The organism is Caballeronia sp. GAFFF1, from assembly GCF_023630705.1.
Lineage (GTDB): Bacteria > Pseudomonadota > Gammaproteobacteria > Burkholderiales > Burkholderiaceae > Caballeronia.
This window is the reverse complement of record NZ_JALQEM010000023.1, coordinates 39,230-64,920: the sequence shown is the minus strand read 5'-3', so window position 1 is coordinate 64,920 and position 25,691 is coordinate 39,230. Positions and strand designations below refer to the sequence as shown.

25 protein-coding genes and 1 tRNA gene are annotated in these 25,691 nt (G+C 60.5%); all 26 read left to right on the top strand.

Annotated features, from left to right (window positions below; genetic code table 11):
* Positions 1-1,146: elongation factor Tu (tuf, locus tag NCR37_RS12460; RefSeq protein ID WP_250473245.1), on the top strand; the 1,146-nt coding region annotated here is incomplete at its 5' end.
* A gap of 66 nt (positions 1,147-1,212) precedes the next feature.
* Positions 1,213-1,288, top strand: a tRNA-Trp gene (locus NCR37_RS12455).
* Positions 1,289-1,322: 34 nt separating this feature from the next.
* Positions 1,323-1,703 (top strand): preprotein translocase subunit SecE, encoded by a 381-nt coding sequence (gene secE / locus NCR37_RS12450; protein ID WP_175946423.1) that lies wholly within the window; start codon positions 1,323-1,325, stop codon positions 1,701-1,703.
* A 1-nt stretch (position 1,704) separates the two neighbouring features.
* Positions 1,705-2,262, top strand: coding sequence for a transcription termination/antitermination protein NusG (nusG, locus tag NCR37_RS12445; RefSeq protein WP_159837189.1), 558 nt, complete (start codon positions 1,705-1,707; stop codon positions 2,260-2,262).
* Between the two features lie 142 nt (positions 2,263-2,404).
* Positions 2,405-2,836, top strand: coding sequence for a 50S ribosomal protein L11 (rplK, locus tag NCR37_RS12440; protein WP_008343796.1), 432 nt, complete (start codon positions 2,405-2,407; stop codon positions 2,834-2,836).
* Positions 2,837-3,535: a 50S ribosomal protein L1 gene (gene rplA / locus NCR37_RS12435; protein WP_250473244.1), complete on the top strand. Its 699-nt coding sequence runs from the start codon at positions 2,837-2,839 to the stop codon at positions 3,533-3,535.
* Positions 3,536-3,834: 299 nt separating this feature from the next.
* Positions 3,835-4,329, top strand: coding sequence for a 50S ribosomal protein L10 (gene rplJ / locus NCR37_RS12430; RefSeq protein ID WP_159837187.1), 495 nt, complete (start codon positions 3,835-3,837; stop codon positions 4,327-4,329).
* A 77-nt stretch (positions 4,330-4,406) separates the two neighbouring features.
* Positions 4,407-4,781, top strand: coding sequence for a 50S ribosomal protein L7/L12 (rplL, locus tag NCR37_RS12425; protein WP_250473243.1), 375 nt, complete (start codon positions 4,407-4,409; stop codon positions 4,779-4,781).
* Positions 4,782-5,150: 369 nt separating this feature from the next.
* On the top strand, positions 5,151-9,257 hold the full coding sequence (rpoB, locus tag NCR37_RS12420; protein WP_250473242.1) for a DNA-directed RNA polymerase subunit beta: 4,107 nt from the start codon (positions 5,151-5,153) through the stop codon (positions 9,255-9,257).
* Between the two features lie 21 nt (positions 9,258-9,278).
* Positions 9,279-13,520: a DNA-directed RNA polymerase subunit beta' gene (rpoC, locus tag NCR37_RS12415; RefSeq protein ID WP_250473241.1), complete on the top strand. Its 4,242-nt coding sequence runs from the start codon at positions 9,279-9,281 to the stop codon at positions 13,518-13,520.
* 177 nt (positions 13,521-13,697) lie between these two features.
* Positions 13,698-15,545: a DNA helicase RecQ gene (recQ, locus tag NCR37_RS12410; RefSeq protein WP_250473240.1), complete on the top strand. Its 1,848-nt coding sequence runs from the start codon at positions 13,698-13,700 to the stop codon at positions 15,543-15,545.
* Positions 15,546-15,762: 217 nt separating this feature from the next.
* Positions 15,763-16,143: a 30S ribosomal protein S12 gene (gene rpsL, locus NCR37_RS12405; RefSeq protein ID WP_006053290.1), complete on the top strand. Its 381-nt coding sequence runs from the start codon at positions 15,763-15,765 to the stop codon at positions 16,141-16,143.
* A gap of 186 nt (positions 16,144-16,329) precedes the next feature.
* Positions 16,330-16,800 carry a 30S ribosomal protein S7 gene (gene rpsG, locus NCR37_RS12400; protein WP_006053291.1) on the top strand — a complete coding sequence of 157 codons (471 nt, stop codon included), beginning with the start codon at positions 16,330-16,332 and terminating at the stop codon, positions 16,798-16,800.
* Between the two features lie 125 nt (positions 16,801-16,925).
* The gene (gene fusA, locus NCR37_RS12395) at positions 16,926-19,028 is read left to right on the top strand and encodes an elongation factor G (RefSeq protein WP_250473239.1); all 2,103 of its coding nucleotides are present in this window, start codon (positions 16,926-16,928) and stop codon (positions 19,026-19,028) included.
* A 67-nt stretch (positions 19,029-19,095) separates the two neighbouring features.
* Positions 19,096-20,286 carry an elongation factor Tu gene (gene tuf / locus NCR37_RS12390; protein ID WP_090541958.1) on the top strand — a complete coding sequence of 397 codons (1,191 nt, stop codon included), beginning with the start codon at positions 19,096-19,098 and terminating at the stop codon, positions 20,284-20,286.
* 138 nt (positions 20,287-20,424) lie between these two features.
* The gene (rpsJ, locus tag NCR37_RS12385) at positions 20,425-20,736 is read left to right on the top strand and encodes a 30S ribosomal protein S10 (RefSeq protein ID WP_006998489.1); all 312 of its coding nucleotides are present in this window, start codon (positions 20,425-20,427) and stop codon (positions 20,734-20,736) included.
* A gap of 185 nt (positions 20,737-20,921) precedes the next feature.
* Positions 20,922-21,581 carry a 50S ribosomal protein L3 gene (gene rplC / locus NCR37_RS12380; RefSeq protein WP_159837181.1) on the top strand — a complete coding sequence of 220 codons (660 nt, stop codon included), beginning with the start codon at positions 20,922-20,924 and terminating at the stop codon, positions 21,579-21,581.
* Positions 21,581-22,201 carry a 50S ribosomal protein L4 gene (rplD, locus tag NCR37_RS12375; RefSeq protein WP_040050472.1) on the top strand — a complete coding sequence of 207 codons (621 nt, stop codon included), beginning with the start codon at positions 21,581-21,583 and terminating at the stop codon, positions 22,199-22,201. Before rplC ends, rplD begins: the two co-directional genes overlap by 1 nt.
* A complete protein-coding gene (rplW, locus tag NCR37_RS12370) occupies positions 22,198-22,512 on the top strand; it encodes a 50S ribosomal protein L23 (protein ID WP_035967599.1) in 315 nt (104 codons plus the stop codon). The genes rplD and rplW overlap by 4 nt, the downstream gene beginning before the upstream one ends.
* A 2-nt stretch (positions 22,513-22,514) precedes the next feature.
* A complete protein-coding gene (gene rplB / locus NCR37_RS12365; RefSeq protein ID WP_159837180.1) occupies positions 22,515-23,342 on the top strand; it encodes a 50S ribosomal protein L2 in 828 nt (275 codons plus the stop codon).
* A gap of 10 nt (positions 23,343-23,352) precedes the next feature.
* Entirely contained in the window at positions 23,353-23,628 is a 276-nt protein-coding gene (gene rpsS / locus NCR37_RS12360) for a 30S ribosomal protein S19 (protein ID WP_035506764.1), read from the top strand.
* Positions 23,629-23,640: 12 nt separating this feature from the next.
* A complete protein-coding gene (gene rplV / locus NCR37_RS12355) occupies positions 23,641-23,970 on the top strand; it encodes a 50S ribosomal protein L22 (RefSeq protein ID WP_007730533.1) in 330 nt (109 codons plus the stop codon).
* Between the two features lie 11 nt (positions 23,971-23,981).
* Positions 23,982-24,782, top strand: a complete 801-nt coding sequence (rpsC, locus tag NCR37_RS12350; RefSeq protein WP_250473238.1) for a 30S ribosomal protein S3 — start codon at positions 23,982-23,984, stop codon at positions 24,780-24,782.
* A 2-nt stretch (positions 24,783-24,784) separates the two neighbouring features.
* Complete coding sequence (gene rplP / locus NCR37_RS12345; protein WP_035967605.1) at positions 24,785-25,201, top strand: 50S ribosomal protein L16; 417 nt, start codon at positions 24,785-24,787, stop codon at positions 25,199-25,201.
* 10 nt (positions 25,202-25,211) lie between these two features.
* Complete coding sequence (rpmC, locus tag NCR37_RS12340; RefSeq protein ID WP_007180130.1) at positions 25,212-25,406, top strand: 50S ribosomal protein L29; 195 nt, start codon at positions 25,212-25,214, stop codon at positions 25,404-25,406.
* Entirely contained in the window at positions 25,403-25,675 is a 273-nt protein-coding gene (gene rpsQ / locus NCR37_RS12335) for a 30S ribosomal protein S17 (protein WP_008343854.1), read from the top strand. The genes rpmC and rpsQ overlap by 4 nt, the downstream gene beginning before the upstream one ends.
* Positions 25,676-25,691: the final 16 nt, after the last annotated feature.

Sequence of the window (25,691 nt, the reverse complement as noted above, 5' to 3'; positions counted from 1 at the left end):
GGCACGATCGGTCACGTTGACCACGGCAAGACCACGCTGACGGCAGCGATCACGACGGTGCTGACCAAGAAGTTCGGCGGCGAAGCCAAGGCGTATGACCAGATCGACGCGGCGCCGGAAGAAAAGGCGCGCGGCATCACGATCAACACCGCGCACGTCGAGTACGAAACGGCTAACCGCCACTACGCACACGTCGATTGCCCGGGCCACGCCGACTACGTGAAGAACATGATCACGGGCGCCGCGCAGATGGACGGCGCGATCCTGGTGTGCTCGGCCGCTGACGGCCCGATGCCGCAAACGCGTGAGCACATCCTGCTGGCCCGTCAGGTCGGCGTGCCGTACATCATCGTGTTCCTGAACAAGTGCGACATGGTGGACGACGCCGAGCTGCTCGAGCTCGTCGAAATGGAAGTGCGCGAGCTTCTCTCGAAGTACGACTTCCCGGGCGACGACACGCCGATCATCAAGGGTTCGGCCAAGCTCGCGCTGGAAGGCGACACGGGCGAAATCGGCGAAGTGGCGAGNATGAACCTGGCCGATGCACTCGACACGTACATCCCGACGCCGGAGCGCGCAGTGGATGGCGCCTTCCTGATGCCGGTGGAAGACGTGTTCTCGATCTCGGGTCGCGGCACGGTGGTGACGGGTCGCGTCGAGCGCGGTGTGGTGAAGGTCGGCGAGGAAATCGAAATCGTCGGTATCAAGCCGACGGTGAAGACCACCTGCACGGGCGTGGAAATGTTCCGCAAGCTGCTCGACCAGGGTCAAGCGGGCGACAACGTCGGTATCCTGCTGCGCGGCACGAAGCGTGAAGACGTCGAGCGTGGCCAGGTGCTGGCCAAGCCGGGTTCGATCACGCCGCACACGCACTTCACCGCTGAAGTGTACGTGCTGAGCAAGGACGAAGGCGGCCGTCACACGCCGTTCTTCAACAACTACCGTCCGCAGTTCTACTTCCGTACGACGGACGTGACCGGCTCGATCGAGCTGCCGAAGGACAAGGAAATGGTGATGCCGGGCGACAACGTGTCGATCACGGTCAAGCTGATCGCCCCGATCGCCATGGAAGAAGGTCTGCGCTTCGCGATCCGCGAAGGCGGCCGTACCGTCGGCGCAGGTGTCGTTGCGAAGATTATCGAGTAAGAGCCAGAGATCTCTCGGTAGTCTGTAGTTTTCGGGGTCGGCGAAACCGTCGGCCCCAAATGGTTTAGGGGTATAGCTCAACTGGCAGAGCGTCGGTCTCCAAAACCGAAGGTTGGGGGTTCGATTCCCTCTGCCCCTGCCACATTCTCGCGCCAGGTGGCGCTGCTTAAGGTGTTATGGCGAATCCTTCAGTCGAAACTGTAAATACTTCCAGCGATAAGTTGATGTTGGTGGCTGGGGTATTGTTGGTCTTGGCCGGGTTCGTGGGTTTCTTTCTGCTCAGCGGCCAAGAGTGGTATGTCCGCGGTGCGGCGCTTGCTGTCGGTTTGGTTGCTGGTGTCGCTGTCGGCCTTCTTTCGGCGCCTGGAAAGGGCTTCATCGCCTTCGCGAAAGACTCGTACAAAGAAGTGCGAAAGGTCGTCTGGCCGACGCGAAAAGAGGCGACGCAGACCACACTCGTGGTCTTCGCATTCGTCCTCATCATGGCCATCTTCCTTTGGCTTAGCGACAAGTCAATTGAATGGGTAATTTTCTCGGCGATTCTGGGTTGGAAATGATATGAGCGATACTCCGACATCTCCGAGTGGAAAGCGTTGGTATGTGGTGCACGCCTACTCCGGCATGGAGAAGAGCGTGCAACGTGCGCTTCAGGAGCGCATCGAGCGGGCCGGAATGCAAGACCAGTTTGGTCAAATTCTTGTTCCGACCGAGGAAGTAGTAGAAGTCAAGGGTGGCCACAAATCGGTCACCGAGCGTCGTTTCTTCCCGGGCTACGTCCTGGTCGAGATGGAAATGACGGACGAGACGTGGCACCTCGTGAAAAACACGGCGAAGGTAACGGGTTTCGTCGGCGGTGCGCGCAATCGGCCGAGTCCGATTTCTCCGCGCGAGGTCGAAAAGATCATGTCGCAGATGCAGGAAGGCGTGGAGAAGCCGCGGCCAAAGACGCTTTTCGAAGTCGGCGAGATGGTGCGTGTGAAGGAAGGTCCGTTCACCGACTTCAACGGCAACGTCGAAGAAGTGAACTACGAGAAGTCCCGCGTTCGCGTTTCAGTCACGATCTTCGGGCGATCGACGCCGGTCGAGCTTGAGTTCGGCCAGGTCGAGAAGGTTTAAGAATACGTCGCGCGAGGTCATCGGCCTCGCGCGATTCGCGCTTACGGCTCGCGTAATGGCCGTTGAGGAGCGTTAGTAGTCGTCAAGTCGAACGCGCGCTATCACTCACCGAACGCTTACGCGTTCAGCAGAGGTTTTCAACATGGCAAAGAAAATCATCGGCTTTATCAAGCTGCAGATCCCTGCAGGTAAAGCCAATCCGTCGCCGCCGGTTGGTCCGGCGCTGGGCCAGCGTGGCCTGAACATCATGGAGTTCTGCAAGGCGTTTAACGCGCAGACTCAAGGCATGGAGCCGGGTCTGCCGGTGCCGGTCGTCATTACGGCATTCGCGGACAAGAGCTTTACGTTCATCATGAAGACGCCGCCGGCTACCGTTCTGATCAAGAAGGCAGCCGCAGTGCAGAAGGGTTCGAGCAAGCCGCACACCGACAAGGTCGGCAACATCACCCGCGCTCAAGCGGAAGAAATCGCGAAGACCAAGATGCCGGACCTTACGGCAGCTGATCTGGACGCAGCCGTGCGCACCATCGCCGGTAGCGCGCGTTCGATGGGTATCACTGTGGAGGGCGTGTAAATGGCTAAGCTTTCGAAGCGCCTTCAGGCATTTGCGAACAAGGTTGATCGTCAAAAGCTGTATCCGATCGACGATGCGCTCAACCTGATCAAGGAATGCGCAAGCGCCAAATTCGACGAGTCGATCGACGTCGCCGTTCAACTCGGCATCGATGCAAAGAAGTCGGACCAAGTCGTGCGCGGCTCCGTCGTTCTGCCGGCTGGTACCGGCAAGTCGGTGCGCGTTGCAGTGTTCGCGCAAGGCGAGAAGGCCGAGCAAGCGCGTGCAGCAGGCGCGGACGTTGTCGGCATGGAAGACCTGGCTGAGCAAGTCAAGGCCGGCAATCTGAACTTCGACGTCGTGATCGCTTCGCCGGACACGATGCGCGTCGTTGGTACGCTGGGTCAGATCCTCGGTCCGCGTGGCCTCATGCCGAACCCGAAGGTCGGCACCGTGACGCCGGACGTCGCTCAAGCAGTCAAGAACGCTAAGGCCGGTCAAGTGCAGTTCCGCGTCGACAAAGCCGGTATCATCCACGGCACCATCGGCCGTGCGTCGTTCGAACCCGCTTCGCTGCGTCAGAACTTGTCGGCGCTGATCGAAGCGCTGAACAAGGCGAAGCCAGCGACGAGCAAGGGCGTGTACCTGCGCAAGATCGCGCTGTCGAGCACCATGGGTGTCGGCGTTCGCGTGGATCAAGCGACGCTGGCGCAGCAGTAAAGATTTCGACGCGGTCGCGAGACCGCGTTTTCAAGGGCTTTGGGCGGTTGCGCAACAGTGGTTTGGTTGGGCAACCGGTTGTCAAAGACCGTTGGTGGCGGTGCAGCAGTTGGGCGGCGCCTTAATTCAAGCCAACGCAGATGGCGAACCCGAAACAGTTTTGCAGTGATTGAAGTCGGTTGTCGATCGTTCTCAGATGGTCACCAATCGCTTGAAATACTCCTAACAGTCGGACGCCGTTGTCGAACGTGGTGCATGAAGGTTGGACACCTGAGTGCATCGAATCTGGAGGTTTAACCGTGCCACTGAACAAAGAAGATAAGCAGGCAGTCGTCGCTGAAGTCGCCGCGCAAGTCGCGAAGGCTCAGACGATGGTGCTCGCTGAGTATCGTGGGATCACGGTTGGCGATCTGACCAAACTGCGCGCGAAAGCTCGCGAGCAACAGGTGTATCTGCGCGTGTTGAAGAACACGCTGGCGCGTCGCGCCGTCGAAGGTACCCCGTTCGCTCCGCTGGCTGAGCAGATGACCGGTCCTCTGATCTACGGCATCTCGGAAGATGCCATTGCCGCTGCCAAGGTCGTCAACGACTTCGGCAAGAGCAATGACAAGTTGATCATCAAGGCTGGTTCCTACGAAGGCAAGGTAATGGACAAGGCGGGCGTGCAAGCGCTGGCCAACATCCCGAGCCGCGAAGAGCTGCTCTCCAAGCTGTTGTTCGTCATGCAAGCGCCTGTTTCCGGCTTTGCGCGTGCTCTGGCCGCGCTGGCAGAAAAGCAGGGCGAAGCTGCATAACGTCACGCTTGAGCCGCAGTTGCTCAGTTAGGTAAAGATCGCTAGCTCGATCCGAATTCAATTTAGGAGTATTTCAAATGGCAATCGCAAAAGAAGACATCCTGGAAGCCGTTGGCGCGATGTCGGTTCTGGAACTGAACGAGCTGGTCAAGGCGTTCGAAGAGAAGTTTGGCGTGTCGGCAGCTGCTGTTGCAGTGGCAGGCCCGGCTGGCGGCGGCGCTGCTGCTGCTGCTGAAGAGCAAACCGAATTCACGGTCAACCTGACGGAAGTCGGCGCGAACAAGGTCTCCGTCATTAAGGCTGTCCGCGAACTGACGGGTCTCGGCCTGAAGGAAGCGAAGGACCTGGTCGACGGCGCACCGAAGCCCGTGAAGGAAGCGGTGCCCAAGGCTGCTGCTGAAGAAGCGAAGAAGAAGCTGGAAGAAGCAGGCGCGAAAGCTGAAATCAAGTAAGTTTCATTGCGCTGTGCGAAGGCTGGCGGTTTTTCACCGCCGGCCTTTTTGTGCTTTGTGGGGACCGAGTTTCTATGCACGTCAGCAAGCATAAATGACCCCACAAGAAGCCAAAGACAACGTTCGGAGCAGCAAGATCTTCCGGCAGTTGTCTTTGTCTTCTGAAGCGACTGCAGAAGGCAAGTTTGGTCGGGTAGCGGGAAACACAGGCATCCGCTGCCGTCAGCCAGCGGTTGGTAGCGGCCAACCACCAAGCTTCTAGACTCGCGCGTCCTCCCCGGACAGCGGCGCGGGTCTCAGTCGGTGAACACCGGGCCGTGTCGTCGAGGTATCCCGCCTCGGTAACGCCCGCCGTGATTCGGAGATCGTATGCAATATTCCTTCACCGAGAAGAAGCGTATTCGCAAGAGTTTCGCGAAGCGCCCCATCGTTCACCAAGTTCCCTTTTTGCTGGCGACCCAGCTTGAATCATTCCAGACGTTTCTGCAAGCGGATACGTCTTCTTCGCAGCGCAAGGCAGAAGGCTTGCAAGCTGCGTTCACCTCGGTTTTCCCGATCGTTTCGCACAACGGCTTCGCGCGGCTGGAATTCGTCAGCTACATGCTGTCGCCGCCCGCATTCAACATCAAGGAATGCCAGCAGCGCGGCCTGACCTATTGCTCCGCCCTGCGCGCGAAGGTCCGTCTCGTTCTGCTCGACAAAGAGTCGCCGAGCAAGCCCGTCGTGAAGGAAGTCAAGGAACAGGAAGTGTACATGGGCGAAATTCCGCTCATGACGCCGACCGGTTCTTTCGTCATTAACGGCACGGAGCGCGTGATCGTGTCGCAGCTCCACCGTTCGCCAGGTGTGTTCTTCGAGCACGATAAGGGCAAGACGCATAGCTCCGGCAAGCTGCTGTTTTCGGCACGTATCATTCCTTACCGCGGTTCGTGGCTCGACTTCGAGTTCGACCCGAAGGACGTGCTGTATTTCCGCGTCGACCGTCGCCGCAAGATGCCGGTCACGATTCTGCTGAAGGCCATCGGTCTGACGCCGGAACAGATCCTCGCGAACTTCTTCGTGTTCGACAACTTCGCGCTGATGAGCGAAGGCGCGCAGATGGAATTCGTGCCCGAGCGGCTGCGCGGTGAAGTTGCGCGCTTCGACATTCAGGATCGCGAAGGCAACGTCATCGTCACGAAGGACAAGCGGATCAACGCAAAGCACATTCGCGACCTCGAAAACGCCAAGACGAAGTTCATCTCGGTGCCCGAGGAGTATCTGCTCGGCCGCGTGCTGGCGAAGAACGTGATCGATCCCGACACGGGTGAAGTCATTGCGAACGCCAACGAGGAAATCACCGAAACGGTCCTCGAAAAGCTGCGCGAAGCGAAGGTCAAGGAAATTCAGACGCTGTACACGAACGATCTGGACCAGGGTCCGTACATCTCGTCGACGCTGCGTATCGACGAAACCGCGGACAAGATGGCCGCGCGTATCGCGATCTACCGCATGATGCGTCCGGGCGAGCCGCCGACCGAAGAAGCGGTCGAGGCGCTGTTCAATCGTCTCTTCTACAGCGAAGACGCGTACGACCTGTCGAAGGTCGGCCGCATGAAGTTCAACCGCCGCGTGGGCCGTGATGAAATCATCGGGCCGATGACGCTGCAGGACGACGACATCCTCGCGACCATCAAGATTCTCGTCGAGCTGCGTAACGGCAAGGGCGAAGTGGACGACATCGACCACTTGGGCAATCGTCGCGTGCGTTGCGTCGGCGAACTCGCGGAGAACCAGTTCCGCGCGGGTCTCGTGCGTGTCGAGCGTGCAGTCAAGGAACGCCTCGGCCAGGCCGAAAGCGAAAATCTGATGCCGCACGACCTGATCAACTCGAAGCCGATTTCGTCGGCAATTCGCGAGTTCTTCGGTTCGTCGCAGCTGTCGCAGTTCATGGACCAGACCAACCCGCTGTCGGAAATCACGCACAAGCGTCGCGTTTCCGCACTCGGCCCGGGCGGTCTGACGCGTGAGCGCGCAGGCTTCGAAGTGCGCGACGTGCATCCGACGCACTACGGTCGCGTGTGCCCGATCGAAACGCCGGAAGGCCCGAACATCGGCCTCATTAACTCGCTCGCGCTGTATGCGCACCTGAACGAATACGGCTTCCTCGAAACGCCGTATCGCAAGGTCGTGGACAGCAAGGTGACGGATCAGATCGACTACCTGTCGGCGATCGAAGAAGGCCGCTACGTGATCGCTCAGGCGAACGCGGCCGTGGCGGAAGACGGCTCGCTGACCGACGAACTCGTCTCGTCGCGTGAAGCCGGCGAAACGCTGATGGTCACGCCGGACCGCATTCAGTACATGGACGTGGCGCCGTCGCAGATCGTGTCGGTCGCGGCATCGCTGATTCCGTTCCTCGAGCACGACGACGCGAACCGCGCGTTGATGGGTTCGAACATGCAACGTCAGGCCGTGCCGTGTCTGCGTCCGGAAAAGCCGGTCGTCGGTACGGGCATCGAGCGTACCGTTGCGGTCGACTCGGGCACGACGGTTCAGGCCATGCGTGGCGGTGTCGTGGATTACGTGGACGCGGGCCGTATCGTGATTCGCGTGAACGACGATGAAGCCGTCGCCGGCGATGTCGGCGTGGACATCTACAACCTGATCAAGTACACGCGTTCGAACCAGAACACGAACATCAACCAGCGTCCGATCGTGAAGATGGGCGACAAGGTCTCGCGCGGCGACGTGCTGGCCGACGGCGCCTCGACGGACCTGGGCGAACTGGCGCTCGGCCAGAACATGCTGGTCGCGTTTATGCCGTGGAACGGCTACAACTTCGAAGACTCGATCCTGATCTCGGAAAAGGTCGTCGCGGACGATCGTTACACGTCGATCCACATCGAAGAACTGAACGTCGTTGCTCGCGACACGAAGCTCGGACCGGAAGAAATCACGCGCGACATTTCGAACCTCGCGGAAGTGCAGCTTGGCCGTCTCGACGAGTCGGGCATCGTGTACATCGGCGCGGAAGTCGAAGCGGGCGACGTGCTGGTCGGCAAGGTCACGCCGAAGGGCGAAACCCAGCTGACGCCGGAAGAAAAGCTGCTGCGCGCGATCTTCGGCGAGAAGGCATCGGACGTGAAGGACACGTCGCTGCGCGTGCCCTCGGGCATGAGCGGCACGGTCATCGACGTGCAGGTGTTCACGCGCGAAGGCATCACGCGCGACAAGCGCGCGCAACAGATCATCGACGATGAACTGAAGCGTTATCGCCTCGATTTGAACGACCAGCTTCGCATCGTGGAAGGCGACGCGTTCTCGCGTCTCGCGCGCATGCTGAACGGCAAGGTCGCGAACGGCGGTCCGAAGAAGCTCGCAAAGGGTACGCAGATCGATCTCGCGTATCTCGAAGACCTGGACCACTACCACTGGTTCGACATCCGCCTCGCGGACGAAGAAGCAGCGGCGCAGCTCGAAGCCATCAAGGATTCGATCGAGCAGAAGCGTCACCAGTTCGATCTCGCGTTCGAAGAGAAGCGCAAGAAGCTCACGCAAGGCGACGAACTGCCGCCGGGCGTGCTGAAGATGGTCAAGGTGTATCTCGCCGTTAAGCGTCGCCTGCAGCCTGGCGACAAGATGGCGGGCCGTCACGGTAACAAGGGTGTCGTGTCGAAGATCGTGCCGATCGAAGACATGCCGTACATGGCCGATGGCCGTCCGGCCGACGTCGTGCTGAATCCGCTCGGCGTGCCGTCGCGGATGAACGTGGGTCAGATTCTCGAAGTGCATCTGGGCTGGGCCGCGAAGGGTCTCGGCTGGCGCATCGGCGAGATGATGCAGCGTCAGGCGAAGATCGAAGAACTGCGTCAGTTCCTCACGCAGATCTACAACGAGTCGGGCCGCAAGGAAGAGCTGGAAGGCTTCTCGGACGACGAAATCGTGGAACTGGCGAAGAACCTGCGAGAAGGCGTTCCGTTCGCGACGCCGGTGTTCGACGGCGCGACGGAAGACGAAATGTCGCGCGCGCTGGACCTCGCGTTCCCGGACGACGTGGCGCAGAACCTCGGCATGAACGCGTCGAAGAACCAGGTGCAGTTGCACGACGGCCGCACGGGCGAGCCGTTCGAGCGCAAGGTCACGGTCGGCTACATGCACTACCTGAAGCTGCACCACCTGGTCGACGACAAGATGCACGCGCGTTCGACCGGTCCGTACTCGCTCGTCACGCAGCAGCCGCTGGGTGGTAAGGCGCAGTTCGGTGGCCAGCGTTTCGGTGAAATGGAAGTGTGGGCGCTTGAGGCGTATGGCGCATCGTATGTGCTGCAGGAAATGCTGACGGTCAAGTCGGACGACGTGACGGGCCGGACGAAGGTGTATGAGAACCTCGTCAAGGGCGATCACGTGATCGACGCCGGCATGCCGGAATCCTTCAACGTGTTGGTGAAGGAAATCCGCTCGCTCGGTATCGACATCGATCTCGACCGCAACTAATCGGACTACGGAGAGAAAGCAATGAAAGCTCTGCTCGATCTATTCAAGCAAGTCCAACAAGAAGAAGTTTTTGATGCGATCAAGATCGGCCTCGCGTCGCCCGACAAGATCCGTTCGTGGTCGTTCGGCGAAGTGAAGAAGCCGGAGACCATCAACTACCGCACGTTCAAGCCGGAGCGGGATGGTCTGTTTTGCGCGAAGATTTTCGGGCCGATCAAGGACTACGAGTGCCTGTGCGGCAAGTACAAGCGCCTGAAGCACCGTGGCGTGATCTGCGAGAAGTGTGGCGTCGAAGTGACGCTGGCCAAGGTGCGCCGCGAGCGCATGGGCCATATCGAACTGGCATCGCCGGTCGCGCACATCTGGTTTTTGAAGTCGCTGCCGTCGCGTCTGGGCATGGTGCTCGACATGACGCTGCGCGACATCGAGCGCGTGCTGTACTTCGAAGCGTACGTGGTGATCGATCCGGGCATGACGCCGCTGAAAGCGCGGCAGATCATGACGGAAGAGGATTACTACAACAAGGTCGAAGAGTACGGTGACGAATTCCGTGCCGAAATGGGCGCGGAAGGCGTGCGCGAACTGCTGCGTTCGATCAACATCGACGAGCAGGTCGAAATGCTGCGCACCGAACTCAAGAACACGGGCTCGGAAGCGAAGATCAAGAAGTACGCGAAGCGCCTGAAGGTGCTCGAGGCGTTCCAGCGTTCGGGCATCAAGCCTGACTGGATGGTGCTCGAAGTGCTGCCGGTGCTGCCGCCGGAACTGCGTCCGCTCGTGCCGCTCGACGGCGGCCGTTTCGCGACGTCGGACCTGAACGACCTGTATCGCCGCGTCATCAACCGTAACAACCGGTTGAAGCGTCTGCTCGAACTGAAGGCGCCTGAAATCATCGTCCGCAACGAAAAGCGGATGCTGCAGGAAGCTGTCGATTCGCTGCTCGACAACGGCCGTCGCGGTAAGGCCATGACCGGCGCGAACAAGCGTCCGCTGAAGTCGCTCGCTGACATGATCAAGGGTAAGGGCGGTCGTTTCCGTCAGAACCTGCTCGGTAAGCGCGTGGACTACTCGGGCCGTTCGGTGATCGTGGTCGGCCCGACGCTCAAGCTGCATCAGTGCGGCCTGCCGAAGCTGATGGCGCTCGAACTGTTCAAGCCGTTCATCTTCAACAAGCTGGAAGTGATGGGTGTTGCGACCACCATCAAGGCTGCGAAGAAGGAAGTCGAGAACCAGACGCCGGTGGTGTGGGACATCTTGGAAGAGGTGATCCGCGAGCATCCGGTCATGCTGAACCGCGCGCCGACGCTGCACCGTCTCGGCATTCAGGCTTTCGAGCCGGTGCTGATCGAAGGTAAGGCAATCCAGCTGCACCCGCTGGTTTGCGCGGCGTTCAACGCCGACTTCGACGGTGACCAGATGGCTGTTCACGTGCCGCTGTCGCTCGAAGCGCAGATGGAAGCGCGCACGCTGATGCTGGCGTCGAACAACGTCCTGTTTCCGGCCAACGGCGATCCGTCGATCGTGCCGTCGCAGGATATCGTGCTCGGCCTGTACTACGCATCGCGCGAAGCGATCAACGGCAAGGGCGAAGGCCTCACGTTCACGGGCGTGTCGGAAGTGATCCGCGCGTACGAGAACAAGGAAGTCGAGCTGGCCTCGCGCGTCAACGTGCGTATCACCGAAATGGTGGCGAACGAAGACACGAGCGAAGGCGCGCCGAAGTTCGTGCCGAAGGTCACGCTGTACGCGACGACCGTCGGCCGTTCGATCCTGTCGGAAATTCTGCCGCCGGGCCTGCCGTTCTCGGTGCTGAACAAGCCGCTGAAGAAGAAGGAAATTTCGCGCCTGATCAACACGGCGTTCCGCAAGTGCGGTCTGCGCGAAACGGTGATCTTCGCCGACCAGCTGATGCAGATGGGCTTCCGCCTCGCGACGCGCGCCGGTATCTCGATCTGCGTGGACGACATGCTCGTGCCGCCGCAGAAAGAGACGATCGTCGGCGACGCCGCGAAGAAGGTGAAGGAGTACGACCGTCAGTACATGTCGGGTCTCGTCACCGCGCAGGAACGCTACAACAACGTGGTCGACATCTGGTCGGCAACGTCGGAAAGCGTCGGCAAGGCGATGATGGAGCAGCTCGCAACCGAACCGGTCATCGACCGTGACGGCAACGAGACGAAGCAGGAGTCGTTCAACTCCATCTACATGATGGCCGACTCGGGCGCGCGGGGTTCCGCGGTGCAGATTCGTCAGCTGGCCGGTATGCGCGGCCTGATGGCGAAGCCGGACGGCTCGATCATCGAGACGCCGATCACCGCGAACTTCCGCGAAGGCCTGAACGTGCTGCAGTACTTCATTTCGACGCACGGCGCACGTAAGGGTCTGGCGGATACGGCACTGAAGACGGCGAACTCGGGTTACCTGACGCGTCGTCTCGTGGACGTGACGCAGGATCTCGTCGTGGTCGAAGACGATTGCGGTACGTCGAACGGCGTGGCGATGAAGGCGTTGGTCGAAGGCGGTGAAGTCGTCGAAGCGCTGCGTGACCGTATTCTCGGTCGCGTCGCGGTGGCGGACGTCGTCAATCCGGAAACGCAGGAAACGCTGTTCGCATCCGGCGATCTGCTGGACGAAGACGCGGTGGAAGAGATCGAGCGTCTCGGCATCGACGAAGTGCGCGTGCGCACGCCGCTCACCTGCGAAACGCGCTACGGCCTGTGCGCCGCGTGCTACGGCCGCGACCTCGGCCGCGGCTCGCGAGTGAACGTCGGCGAAGCAGTCGGCGTGATCGCGGCGCAGTCGATCGGCGAGCCGGGCACGCAGCTGACCATGCGTACGTTCCACATCGGTGGCGCGGCATCGCGTGCGGCGGTTGCATCGACGGTGGAAGCGAAGAGCAACGGTACGGTGCGTTTCACGGCCACGATGCGCTACGTGACCAACGCGAAGGGCGAGCAGGTCGTCATTTCGCGTTCGGGCGAAGCGATCATCGCGGACGACCTCGGTCGCGAGCGTGAGCGTCACAAGATTCCGTACGGCGCGACGCTGCTGCAACTCGACGGCGCCACGATCAAGGCCGGCTCGCAACTCGCGCAATGGGACCCGCTGACGCGTCCGATCATCACCGAGTGGGGCGGTACGGTGAAGTTCGAAAACGTCGAGGAAGGCGTGACGGTCGCCAAGCAGATCGACGACGTGACCGGTCTGTCCACGCTCGTCGTGATCGACGCGAAGCGCCGCGGCTCGCAGGCTGGCAAGAGCGTGCGTCCGCAGGTGAAGCTGCTCGACGCGAACGGCGAGGAAGTGAAGATCCCGAACACCGAGCATTCGGTGCAGATCGGCTTCCAGGTCGGCGCACTGATCACCGTGAAGGATGGTCAGCAAGTGCAGGTCGGTGAAGTGCTGGCGCGTATCCCGGTTGAAGCGCAGAAGACGCGCGACATTACCGGTGGTCTGCCGCGCGTGGCCGAACTGTTCGAAGCGCGCTCGCCGAAGGACGCCGGCATTCTGGCGGAAGTCACGGGCACGACGTCGTTCGGTAAGGACACGAAGGGCAAGCAGCGTCTCGTCATCACGGACCTCGAGGGCAATCAGCACGAGTTCCTGATCGCGAAGGAAAAGCAGGTGCTGGTGCACGATGGTCAGGTCGTCAACAAGGGCGAAATGATCGTCGACGGTCCTGCCGATCCGCACGACATCCTGCGTCTGCAGGGTATCGAGGCGTTGTCGCGCTACATCGTGGACGAAGTGCAGGACGTGTACCGTCTGCAAGGCGTGAAGATCAACGACAAGCACATCGAAGTGATCGTGCGTCAGATGCTGCGCCGCGTGCAGATCGTCGACAACGGCGATACGCGCTTCATTCCGGGCGAACAAGTCGAGCGATCGGACATGCTCGACGAGAACGACCGCATGATCGCGGAAGACAAGCGTCCGGCAACGTACGAGAACGTGCTGCTCGGTATCACGAAGGCATCGCTGTCGACCGATTCGTTCATCTCGGCGGCGTCGTTCCAGGAAACGACTCGCGTGCTGACCGAAGCGGCGATCATGGGCAAGCGCGACGATCTGCGTGGTCTGAAGGAAAACGTGATCGTCGGCCGTCTGATTCCGGCCGGTACGGGTCTCGCGTTCCACAAGGCGCGCAAGACCAAGGAGTCGGCGGATCGCGAACGCTTCGACCAGATCGCTGCCGAAGAGGCATTCGATTTCGGTACGCCGGAAGCCCCGGCAACGGAGCAGCAGCCGCATACCAACGAGTAAGCGTCTTTCGCTGGTAGCACCTCGAACCGCCCGGTTTTCGCCGGGCGGTTTTTTTTCATCTCGTCTTTCCGATTCGCGCCTCGGCCGAACGGCTAACGTTGCAATTCACGCGTGGGCGCATGCGCCTGCGTTGATAGAATTCGTTATCCTCCACGCCGCAGTCCGCGCTTCTTCTCTATGTCCCGTCCGCTAGAAATTCTCAACGAAGTTTTCGGCTATCCGGCTTTTCGCGGACAGCAGGCGGAAATCGTCGAACATGTCGCGAACGGCGGCGATTCGCTCGTGCTCATGCCGACGGGCGGGGGAAAATCGCTGTGCTACCAGATTCCGTCGCTGGTGCGCAAAGAGGCGGGCTTCGGCGCGGGCATCGTCGTTTCACCGCTGATAGCGCTGATGCAGGATCAGGTGGCCGCGCTCACTGAAGTCGGCGTGCGCGCCGCGTATCTCAACTCGACGCTCTCGGGCGCCGAGGCCGCCGCGACCGAGCGCGCGCTGCGCAACGGCAGCATCGATCTGCTGTACGTCGCGCCCGAGCGTCTCATGACGCCGCGTTTCCTCGACTTGCTCGAAAGCTCGCCTGTTGGCCTTTTTGCGATCGACGAGGCGCACTGCGTCTCGCAATGGGGCCATGACTTCCGGCCCGAATACATCCAGCTGTCCGTGCTGCATGAGCGTTTCCCGAACGTGCCGCGCATCGCGCTGACGGCAACGGCGGACGCCATCACGCGCGACGAAATCGTGCACCGCCTTGCGCTCGACGACGCGCGGATCTTTGTGTCGAGCTTCGACCGGCCGAATATCCGCTATCGGATCGTCGAGAAGGACAACGCGCGCTCGCAATTGCTCGACTTCATTCGCGCCGAGCACACGAACAAGGACGGCACCACGGACGCGGGCGTCGTGTATTGCCTCTCGCGCCGTAAGGTGGAAGAAACCGCCGACTGGCTCAAGGGGCAGGGCGTGCGCGCGCTCCCGTACCACGCCGGCATGGAATTCGAGACGCGTCAGAAGCATCAGGAGATGTTTCAGCGCGAAGAGGGCATCGTGATGTGCGCAACGATTGCGTTCGGCATGGGGATCGACAAGCCGGACGTGCGCTTCGTCGCGCATCTTGATTTGCCGAAGAGCGTCGAAGGCTACTACCAGGAGACCGGGCGCGCCGGCCGCGACGGCTTGCCCGCGAACGCGTGGATGGCCTACGGCTTAGGCGACGTCGTCCAGCAGCGAAAGATGATCGACGAATCCGACGCTGACGACGCGCACAAGCGCGTGCAGACGGGCAAGCTCGACGCGCTCCTCGGCCTATGCGAAGCGGCGACGTGCCGCCGCGTGCGCCTGCTCGCGTACTTCGGCGAGACCAGCACGCCGTGCGGCAATTGCGATACGTGTCTGGAGCCGCCGGCGTCGTGGGACGCGACGCGTGAGGCGCAAATGGCGCTGTCGTGCGTGTATCGCGCGCAGAAGGCGAGCGGGTTCCACTTCGGCGCGGGGCATCTGATCGACATCTTGCGCGGCACGCGCAGCGAGAAAGTCTTGCAGCGCGGCCACGATAAGTTGTCGACGTTCGGCGTCGGCGCGAGTCTTTCGGAACCGGAGTGGCGCGCCGTTTTCAGGCAATTGGTCGCGTTTGGGTTTCTTGCCGTCGATCACGACGGCTTCGGGGCGCTCGTCCTGACCGACGCGAGCAAGCCCGTGCTGAAGGGCGACGAGCGCGTCACGCTGCGCAAGTACGTGAAGCCAGTGCGCAACCGGCAGTCGTCGGGACGCACAGGCGAACGCGCCGATCCGACCGCGGGCATGTCGCCGCGCGAGAAAGCGCGATGGGATCGCTTGCGGACGTGGCGGGCCGAGACTGCGAAAACCGACGGCGTGCCGGCGTACGTCATCTTCCACGACGCGACGCTTGCCGAAATCGCGCGGAGCGATCCCGATACGATCGACGACTTGCGGCACATTCCGGGCATCGGCGTGCGAAAACTGGAGCGTTTCGGCGACGAACTGCTCGACGTGGTCGGCGCGGACTGACGTTGCATCGGCGAGTGCGCCAGAAAGTCACGCAACGTATTGACCGGATTAACATTTCCGGACTATCATGCTAGGTTCTCGTTCTTGGCCCGTTTTGGGATCCTGCCTAAGGCGGGCTGCTCCGGGCGAAAGCCATTCACGAGAAGGTCAGACGCGCGATTCCTTCGCTTTGCCCGTTCGGAATTGCGCCGATTTTGTTCATTTTTAGGATTAAACGATGCCAACCATCAATCAACTGGTTCGCAAAGGCCGCACGTCGGAAACGACGAAGAGCAAGTCGCCGGCCCTGCAGGACTGTCCGCAGCGTCGCGGCGTGTGCACCCGCGTGTACACGACGACGCCGAAGAAGCCGAACTCGGCACTTCGTAAAGTTGCCAAGGTTCGTCTCACGAACGGCTTTGAAGTCATTTCGTACATCGGTGGTGAAGGCCACAACCTGCAGGAACACTCGGTCGTGCTGATTCGCGGCGGTCGTGTGAAGGACTTGCCGGGTGTGCGTTACCACATGGTCCGCGGCTCGCTGGATACCCAGGGCGTCAAGGATCGTAAGCAGGCTCGCTCGAAGTACGGTGCGAAGCGTGCCAAGGCTGGCAAGTAATCGCCGGTTCGAGCAGTCGAAGTAGTTTGAGGTCGCCGTAAGGCGGTTAATGCGGTGGTGCCGGATGTGCCGGTGCTGTCGAGTAAGTGGTCACCCGGCCAAGCTGGTTTAGTCGAGAGATGGATCGGGTTAGTTGGTGGCCGCGGAGCGGAAAAACGCTCCAACTGAAAAGGTAAAGGAAGAATCATGCCGCGTCGTCGCGAAGTCCCCAAGCGGGAAGTATTGCCGGATCCGAAGTTCGGCAACGTAGATGTAGCCAAGTTCATGAACGTGCTGATGTTGTCCGGCAAGAAGTCGGTTGCCGAACGCATCGTGTACGGCGCTTTTGAACAGATCCAGACCAAGGGTGGCAAGGACCCGCTGGAAGTGTTCACGGTCGCGCTCAACAACGTGAAGCCGGTGGTCGAAGTAAAGAGCCGTCGCGTTGGTGGTGCGAACTATCAAGTTCCGGTCGAAGTGCGTCCCTCGCGTCGTATGGCATTGGCGATGCGTTGGTTGCGTGAAGCCGCGAAGAAGCGCAGCGAAAAGTCGATGGCCCTGCGCCTGGCAGGTGAGCTCTCCGAAGCGGCCGAAGGCCGCGGCGGCGCGATGAAGAAGCGCGACGAAGTTCACCGCATGGCAGAGGCTAACAAGGCATTCTCGCATTTCCGTTTCTAAGCTCCCGCTCATAGAGTAACGGAAAAATCAGGGCGGGTGCGCTAGTTTGGCGCCTCGCCCGTTTGTGTTAGGGCGCTGCTGGCTCATTGACTGAGTCGGCGCGTCGACCGAATAAAGGATCCAAAGTGGCTCGCAAGACACCTATCGAGCGCTACCGCAACATCGGTATTAGCGCTCACATCGACGCCGGCAAAACGACGACGACCGAGCGCATCTTGTTTTACACGGGCGTGAACCACAAGATCGGTGAAGTTCACGACGGCGCAGCAACGATGGACTGGATGGAGCAGGAGCAGGAGCGCGGCATCACCATCACGTCGGCTGCTACCACGGCCTTCTGGAAGGGCATGGGCGGCAACTATCCCGAGCACCGCATCAACATCATCGACACGCCGGGACACGTCGACTTCACCATTGAAGTGGAACGTTCGATGCGCGTGCTCGACGGCGCGTGCATGGTCTACTGCGCAGTGGGCGGCGTGCAGCCGCAGTCGGAAACGGTGTGGCGTCAGGCGAACAAGTACAAGGTTCCCCGTCTCGCGTTCGTCAACAAGATGGACCGGACCGGCGCGAACTTCTTCAAGGTCTACGACCAGCTGAAGACGCGTCTGAAGGCGAATCCTGTGCCCGTCGTCGTGCCGATCGGCTCGGAAGAGAACTTCAAGGGCGTGGTCGATCTGCTGAAGATGAAGGCGATCGTTTGGGATGAAGCGTCGCAAGGCACGAAGTTCGACTACGTCGACATCCCCGCCGAACTCGTTGACACGTGCAACGAGTGGCGCGAAAAGATGATCGAGTCGGCTGCCGAAGCCAGCGAAGAGCTGATGGAAAAGTACCTTGGCGGCGAAGAGCTGTCGGAAGCGGAAATCGTGAAGGCGATCCGCGACCGGACCATCGCGTGCGAAATCCAGCCGATGCTGTGCGGCACCGCGTTCAAGAACAAGGGTGTGCAGCGCATGCTCGACGCCGTGATCGACTTCCTGCCGTCGCCGGTTGACATTCCGCCGGTCACGGGTGAACTCGAAAGCGGCGAGAAGGCCGAGCGCCGTGCTGCCGACGACGAGAAGTTCTCGGCACTCGCGTTCAAGATCATGACGGACCCGTTCGTCGGTCAGCTGATCTTCTTCCGCGTGTACTCGGGCGTCGTGAATTCGGGTGACACCGTGCTGAACGCGACCAAGGACAAGAAGGAACGTCTCGGCCGTATTCTGCAGATGCACGCGAACCAGCGCGAAGAAATCAAGGAAGTGCGCGCGGGCGATATCGCCGCGGCCGTCGGCCTGAAGGAAGCGACCACGGGCGACACGCTGTGCGATCCGCAGAACCCGATCGTGCTCGAGCGCATGATTTTCCCGGAGCCGGTGATTTCGCAGGCTGTCGAGCCGAAGACCAAGGCTGACCAGGAAAAGATGGGCCTGGCGCTGAACCGTCTGGCGCAGGAAGATCCGTCGTTCCGCGTTCAAACGGACGAGGAATCGGGCCAGACCATCATTTCGGGCATGGGCGAGCTCCACCTCGAAATTCTGGTCGACCGCATGAAGCGCGAATTCGGCGTGGAAGCGACTGTCGGCAAGCCGCAGGTTGCATACCGCGAAACCATTCGCACGACGGCGGCTGACGTTGACGGCAAGTTCGTCAAGCAGTCGGGTGGTCGCGGCCAGTACGGTCACGCAGTCATCACGCTGGAGCCGAACGAGCAGGGCAAGGGCTACGAGTTCCTGGACGAGATCAAGGGCGGCGTGATTCCGCGCGAATACATCCCGGCCGTGGACAAGGGTATCCAGGAAACGCTGAAGTCGGGCGTACTGGCTGGCTTCCCGGTCGTGGACGTGAAGGTGCACCTGACGTTCGGTTCGTACCACGACGTGGACTCGAACGAAAACGCGTTCCGCATGGCCGGCTCGATGGCCTTCAAGGAAGCAATGCGCAAGGCAAGCCCGGTCATCCTCGAACCGATGATGGCTGTGGAAGTCGAAACGCCGGAAGACTACATGGGCAACGTGATGGGCGATCTGTCCGGCCGTCGCGGTATCGTCCAGGGCATGGAAGACATGGTTGGCGGTGGCAAGATTGTTCGCGCCGAAGTGCCGCTGTCGGAAATGTTCGGCTACTCGACGTCCCTGCGCTCGCTGACGCAAGGCCGTGCAACGTACACGATGGAGTTCAAGCACTACGCTGAAGCCCCGCGTAACGTCGCCGACGCGATCATCAACGCCAAGGGTAAGTAATACCCGCAAGTCATTCGGCGCAAGCCACAAGCATTAACCGATAACCAAACTTTGAAAGAAGGTAATCATGGCAAAAGGTAAATTCGAGCGGACCAAGCCGCACGTGAACGTGGGCACGATCGGTCACGTTGACCACGGCAAGACCACGCTGACGGCAGCGATCACGACGGTGCTGACCAAGAAGTTCGGCGGCGAAGCCAAGGCGTATGACCAGATCGACGCGGCGCCGGAAGAAAAGGCGCGCGGCATCACCATCAACACCGCGCACGTCGAGTACGAAACGGCTAACCGCCACTACGCACACGTCGATTGCCCGGGCCACGCCGACTACGTGAAGAACATGATCACGGGCGCCGCGCAGATGGACGGCGCGATCCTGGTGTGCTCGGCCGCTGACGGCCCGATGCCGCAAACGCGTGAGCACATCCTGCTGGCCCGTCAGGTCGGCGTGCCGTACATCATCGTGTTCCTGAACAAGTGCGACATGGTGGACGACGCCGAGCTGCTCGAGCTCGTCGAAATGGAAGTGCGCGAACTTCTCTCGAAGTACGATTTCCCGGGCGACGACACACCGATCATCAAGGGTTCGGCCAAGCTCGCGCTGGAAGGCGACACGGGCGAGCTGGGCGAAGTGGCGATCATGAACCTGGCCGATGCGCTGGATACGTACATCCCGACGCCGGAGCGCGCGGTGGACGGCGCCTTCCTGATGCCGGTGGAAGACGTGTTCTCGATCTCGGGTCGCGGCACGGTGGTGACGGGTCGCGTCGAGCGCGGTGTGGTGAAGGTCGGCGAGGAAATCGAAATCGTCGGTATCAAGCCGACGGTGAAGACCACCTGCACGGGCGTGGAAATGTTCCGCAAGCTGCTCGACCAGGGTCAAGCGGGCGACAACGTCGGTATCCTGCTGCGCGGCACGAAGCGTGAAGACGTCGAGCGTGGCCAGGTGCTGGCCAAGCCGGGTTCGATCACGCCGCACACGCACTTCACCGCTGAAGTGTACGTGCTGAGCAAGGACGAAGGCGGCCGTCACACGCCGTTCTTCAACAACTACCGCCCGCAGTTCTACTTCCGTACGACGGACGTGACCGGCTCGATCGAGCTGCCGAAGGACAAGGAAATGGTGATGCCGGGCGACAACGTGTCGATCACGGTCAAGCTGATCGCCCCGATCGCCATGGAAGAAGGTCTGCGCTTCGCGATCCGCGAAGGCGGCCGTACCGTCGGCGCAGGTGTCGTTGCGAAGATTATCGAGTAAAATCTCGGTCTTCTTTGAAGTCGCTGCACTGAAGTAACGTGACCGGAACCGGGTGTTCGCCTCAAGCGAATGCCCGGTTCCTCGCTCTTTTGCCCAACCGGCGGCGCAATACCGCCTCGCTCTTTTTAAGGAATCGTCATGCAGAACCAGAAAATCCGCATTCGTCTGAAGGCTTTCGACTATCGCCTGATCGATCAATCGGCAGCCGAGATCGTCGATACGGCGAAGCGGACTGGCGCGATCGTCCGTGGCCCGGTGCCGCTGCCGACGCGTATTCAGCGTTTTGACATCCTGCGTTCGCCGCACGTCAACAAGACGTCGCGCGACCAGCTCGAAATCCGTACGCACCAACGCCTGATGGACATCGTCGACCCGACGGACAAGACCGTCGACGCGCTGATGAAGCTCGATCTGCCGGCCGGTGTGGACGTCGAAATCAAGCTGCAGTAAGCCTACAAAGCTCCGCCGGCGTCCCGGATGGAGCTAAGTCTTTGATTGCTTGCAGAAAACGAAAAGCCTTGTTATACTCCAAGGCTTTTCGCGCATTCGCGCAAAAAAGTTCGTCTTGCTTCTCGTAGCAAAGCGGACATTTTGTAATCAGCCCCGACCAATCGCAGTCGGGAATGGAGAAAACGATGAGCCTTGGACTCGTAGGTCGCAAGGTTGGCATGACCCGTATCTTCACGCCTGAGGGGGACTCGATCCCCGTCACCGTGCTGGACGTGTCGGACAACCGTGTGACGCAGATCAAGACCGTTGAAACGGATGGTTATACCGCCGTTCAGGTTGCATTCGGTACTCGCCGCGCTTCGCGCGTGACGAAGCCGTTGGCGGGTCACCTCGCCAAAGCCGGCGTTCAAGCCGGTGAAATCCTCCGCGAATTCCATATCGATACCGCCAAGGCAGGTGAACTGTCGAACGGCGCCGTCATCGGTACGGACATTTTCGAAGTCGGCCAGAAGGTTGACGTGCAAGGCACGTCGATCGGTAAGGGCTACGCCGGTACCATCAAGCGTTACAACTTCGCTTCGGGCCGCGCTTCGCACGGTAACTCGCGTTCGCACAACGTTCCGGGTTCGATCGGTATGGCGCAGGATCCGGGTCGCGTGTTCCCCGGCAAGCGCATGACGGGTCACCTCGGTGACGAGACCGTCACGGTCCAGAATCTCGAAATCGCCCGCATCGACGCTGAGCGCAATCTGCTGCTCGTCCGCGGTGCTGTTCCGGGTGCGAAGGGCGGCAAGGTCTTCGTGACCCCGGCCGTCAAGACCCGTGCTGCGAAAGGAGCGAAATAATGGAACTTAAGCTCCTGAATGCCAATGGTCAGGAAGGTGCTGGCGTGACCGCATCGGACGTCGTGTTCGGTCGCGATTACAACGAAGCCCTGATTCACCAAGTCGTCGTCGCTTATCAGGCGAACGCACGTAGTGGCAACCGCGCTCAGAAGGATCGTGAGCAGGTCAAGCACACCACGAAGAAGCCGTGGCGTCAGAAGGGTACGGGCCGCGCTCGTGCCGGTATGTCGTCGAGCCCGTTGTGGCGTGGCGGTGGTCGCATTTTCCCGAACTCGCCGGAAGAAAACTTCTCGCACAAGGTCAACAAGAAGATGCATCGCGCAGGCCTCTGCTCGATCTTCTCGCAGTTGGCTCGCGAAGGCCGCATCTCGGTGGTCGAGGATCTCGCGCTCGAAGCGCCGAAGACCAAGCTGTTGGCTGATAAATTCAAGGCGATGGGTCTCGATTCCGTGTTGGTCATTACCGATACGGTCGACGAAAACCTGTACCTCGCGTCGCGCAACCTGGCCCACGTGGCGGTTGTCGAGCCGCGTTACGCCGACCCGCTCTCGCTGATCTACTTCAAGAAGATTCTGATCACGAAGGCTGCGGTCGCTCAGATCGAGGAGTTGCTGTCATGAGCGAAGTTCGCAAAAACGATCATCGTTTGATGCAAGTTCTGCTCGCGCCGGTGATCTCCGAAAAGGCGACGCTGGTTGCCGACAAGAACGAACAAGTCGTGTTCGAAGTCGCGCCGGACGCCACGAAGCAGGAAGTGAAGGCTGCTGTCGAGCTGCTGTTCAAGGTCGAAGTCAATTCCGTCAACGTGCTCGTCACGAAGGGCAAAGCCAAGCGCTTTGGCCGCTTCAACGGCAAGCGCAAGGACGTGAAGAAGGCGTACGTCTGCCTGAAGCCCGGCCAGGAAATCAACTTTGAAGCGGAGGCCAAGTAATCATGGCAATCGTGAAAGTTAAGCCGACCTCGCCGGGTCGCCGCGCGATGGTCAAGATCGTCAACAAGGATCTGCATAAGGGCAAGCCGCATGCTGCGCTGCTCGACTCGCAATCCAAGTCGGCGGGCCGTAACAACAACGGCCGCATCACCACGCGTCACCAGGGTGGCGGTCATAAGCAGCACTACCGTATCGTCGATTTCCGTCGCAACAAGGACGGCATTCCGGCAAAGGTCGAGCGTCTCGAGTACGACCCGAACCGTAGCGCGAACATCGCGCTGGTTCTGTACGCAGACGGCGAGCGTCGCTACATCATCGCGCCGAAGGGCGTGGCGGTCGGCGCGCAGCTGATGTCCGGTTCGGAAGCGCCGATTCGCGCGGGTAACACCCTGCCGATCCGCAACATTCCGGTCGGTACGACGATCCACTGCATCGAAATGCTGCCGGGCAAAGGCGCGCAAATCGCGCGTTCGGCCGGTACGTCGGCCATGCTGCTGGCGCGTGAAGGCATCTACGCGCAGGTTCGTCTGCGTTCGGGTGAAATCCGCCGCGTGCACGTCGAGTGCCGCGCAACCATCGGTGAAGTCGGCAACGAAGAGCATAGCCTCCGTCAAATCGGTAAGGCTGGCGCGAATCGCTGGCGCGGCATCCGTCCGACGGTGCGTGGTGTTGCAATGAACCCGGTCGATCACCCGCACGGCGGTGGTGAAGGCAAGACGGCTGCAGGTCGCGATCCGGTGAGCCCGTGGGGCACGCCGACGAAGGGCTATCGCACCCGCAGCAACAAGCGCACGACGACGATGATCGTCCAGCGCCGTCACAAGCGTTAAGGAGTAGGCAATGACACGTTCTGCTAAAAAAGGTCCGTTCTGCGACGCTCATTTGCTGAAGAAAGTTGAGTCGGCTGCAGCTACGCGCGACAAGAAGCCAATCAAGACCTGGTCGCGTCGCTCGACGATTCTGCCGGATTTCATCGGTCTGACGATCGCCGTTCACAACGGCCGTCAACACGTTCCGGTGTACGTCACGGAAAACATGGTCGGCCACAAGCTTGGCGAGTTCGCACTGACCCGTACGTTCAAGGGTCACGCGGCCGACAAGAAGGCCAAGAAATAAGGGGCTATCAAGATGGAAGTGAAAGCAATTCATCGCGGTGCCCGCATCTCGGCGCAGAAAACGCGCCTTGTGGCTGACCAGATTCGTGGTTTGCCGGTCGACAAGGCGCTGAACGTCCTGACGTTCTCGCCGAAGAAGGCGGCGGGTATCGTCAAGAAGGTCGTGCTGTCTGCGATCGCGAATGCGGAGCACAACGAAGGCGCCGATATCGACGAGCTCAAGATCACGAGCATCTACGTCGACAAGGCCGCTTCGCTCAAGCGTTTCACCGCACGCGCAAAGGGTCGCGGTAACCGCATAGAGAAGCAATCCTGTCACATCACTGTGACGGTCGGGAATTAAGGAGCCATACGATGGGACAGAAAATTCATCCGACTGGCTTCCGTTTGGCCGTCAGCCGCAATTGGGCTTCGCGTTGGTACGCGAACAACAACAATTTCGCGGCGATGTTGCAGGAAGACATCGGTGTTCGTGAATACCTGAAGAAGAAGCTGAAGAACGCGTCCGTCGGTCGCGTGGTGATCGAGCGTCCTGCAAAGAACGCACGCATCACGATTTTCAGCTCGCGTCCGGGTGTCGTGATCGGCAAGAAGGGCGAGGACATCGAATCGCTGAAGTCCGAGCTGCAAAAGCGCATGGGCGTTCCGGTTCACGTCAACATCGAAGAAATCCGCAAGCCGGAAACCGATGCTCAGCTGATCGCCGATTCCATCACGCAGCAGCTCGAGCGCCGGATCATGTTCCGCCGCGCGATGAAGCGTGCGATGCAAAACGCGATGCGTCTTGGCGCCCAGGGCATCAAGATCATGAGCGCGGGCCGTCTGAACGGTATCGAAATCGCTCGTACCGAGTGGTATCGCGAAGGTCGTGTGCCGCTCCATACGCTGCGCGCCGATATCGACTACGCGACGTCCGAAGCGAAGACCACGTACGGCATCATCGGCGTGAAGGTGTGGGTCTACAAGGGCGACACCCTCGGCCGCAACGAAGCGCCGGTAGTGGAAGAAGCCGCGGAAGAAAAGCGTCCGCGTCGCAACGCACGTCCGGGTGGCGATCGCCGTCCGCGTCGTGACGGTGAAGGTGCGCCGGCTGGTGCACGCCGCGGCGGCCCCCGTCGTGGCGGCGCTGGCGGTGACGCGAAGAGTGGAGAATAACGATGCTGCAACCGAAACGCAGAAAGTATCGCAAAGAGCAGAAGGGTCGTAACACCGGCAAGGCGACGCGCGGCAACGCGGTGTCGTTCGGTGAATATGGCCTGAAGGCTATCGGTCGCGGCCGTTTGACCGCGCGTCAAATCGAAGCGGCGCGTCGTGCCATGACGCGTCACATCAAGCGTGGTGGCCGGATCTGGATCCGCATTTTCCCGGACAAGCCGATTTCGCAAAAGCCGGCAGAAGTGCGTATGGGTAACGGTAAGGGTAACCCGGAGTACTACGTCGCTGAAATTCAACCGGGCAAGATGCTGTACGAAATGGACGGTGTCTCCGAAGAACTGGCGCGCGAAGCGTTCCGTCTGGCTGCAGCCAAGCTGCCGCTGAAGACGAACTTCGTCATCCGCCAGCTCGGCGCCTAAGGAGTAAACGATGAAGGCATCTGAACTTCACCAGAAGGACCAGGCCGCGCTCAACAAAGAGCTGTCGGACCTGCTTAAGGCGCAATTCGGCCTGCGCATGCAACTCGCGACTCAGCAGCTCACGAACACGAGCCAGCTGAAGAAGGTTCGTCGCGACATCGCACGTGTGCGGACTGTCCTGACTGAAAAGGCGAACCAGAAATGAACGATAGCGTAAAAACCTCGCTCAAGCGGACGCTGGTCGGCAAGGTCGTCAGCAACAAGATGGACAAGACGGTTACCGTGCTGGTCGAGCACCGCGTGAAGCACCCGATCTACGGAAAGTACGTCGTGCGCTCGAAGAAGTACCACGCGCACGATGACGCGAACACGTACAACGAAGGCGATCTCGTCGAAATCCAGGAAACGCGTCCGATCTCGAAGACGAAGGCCTGGGTTGTGTCGAAGCTGGTTGAAGCGGCTCGCGTGATCTAAAGCTGAAGTATCGCGA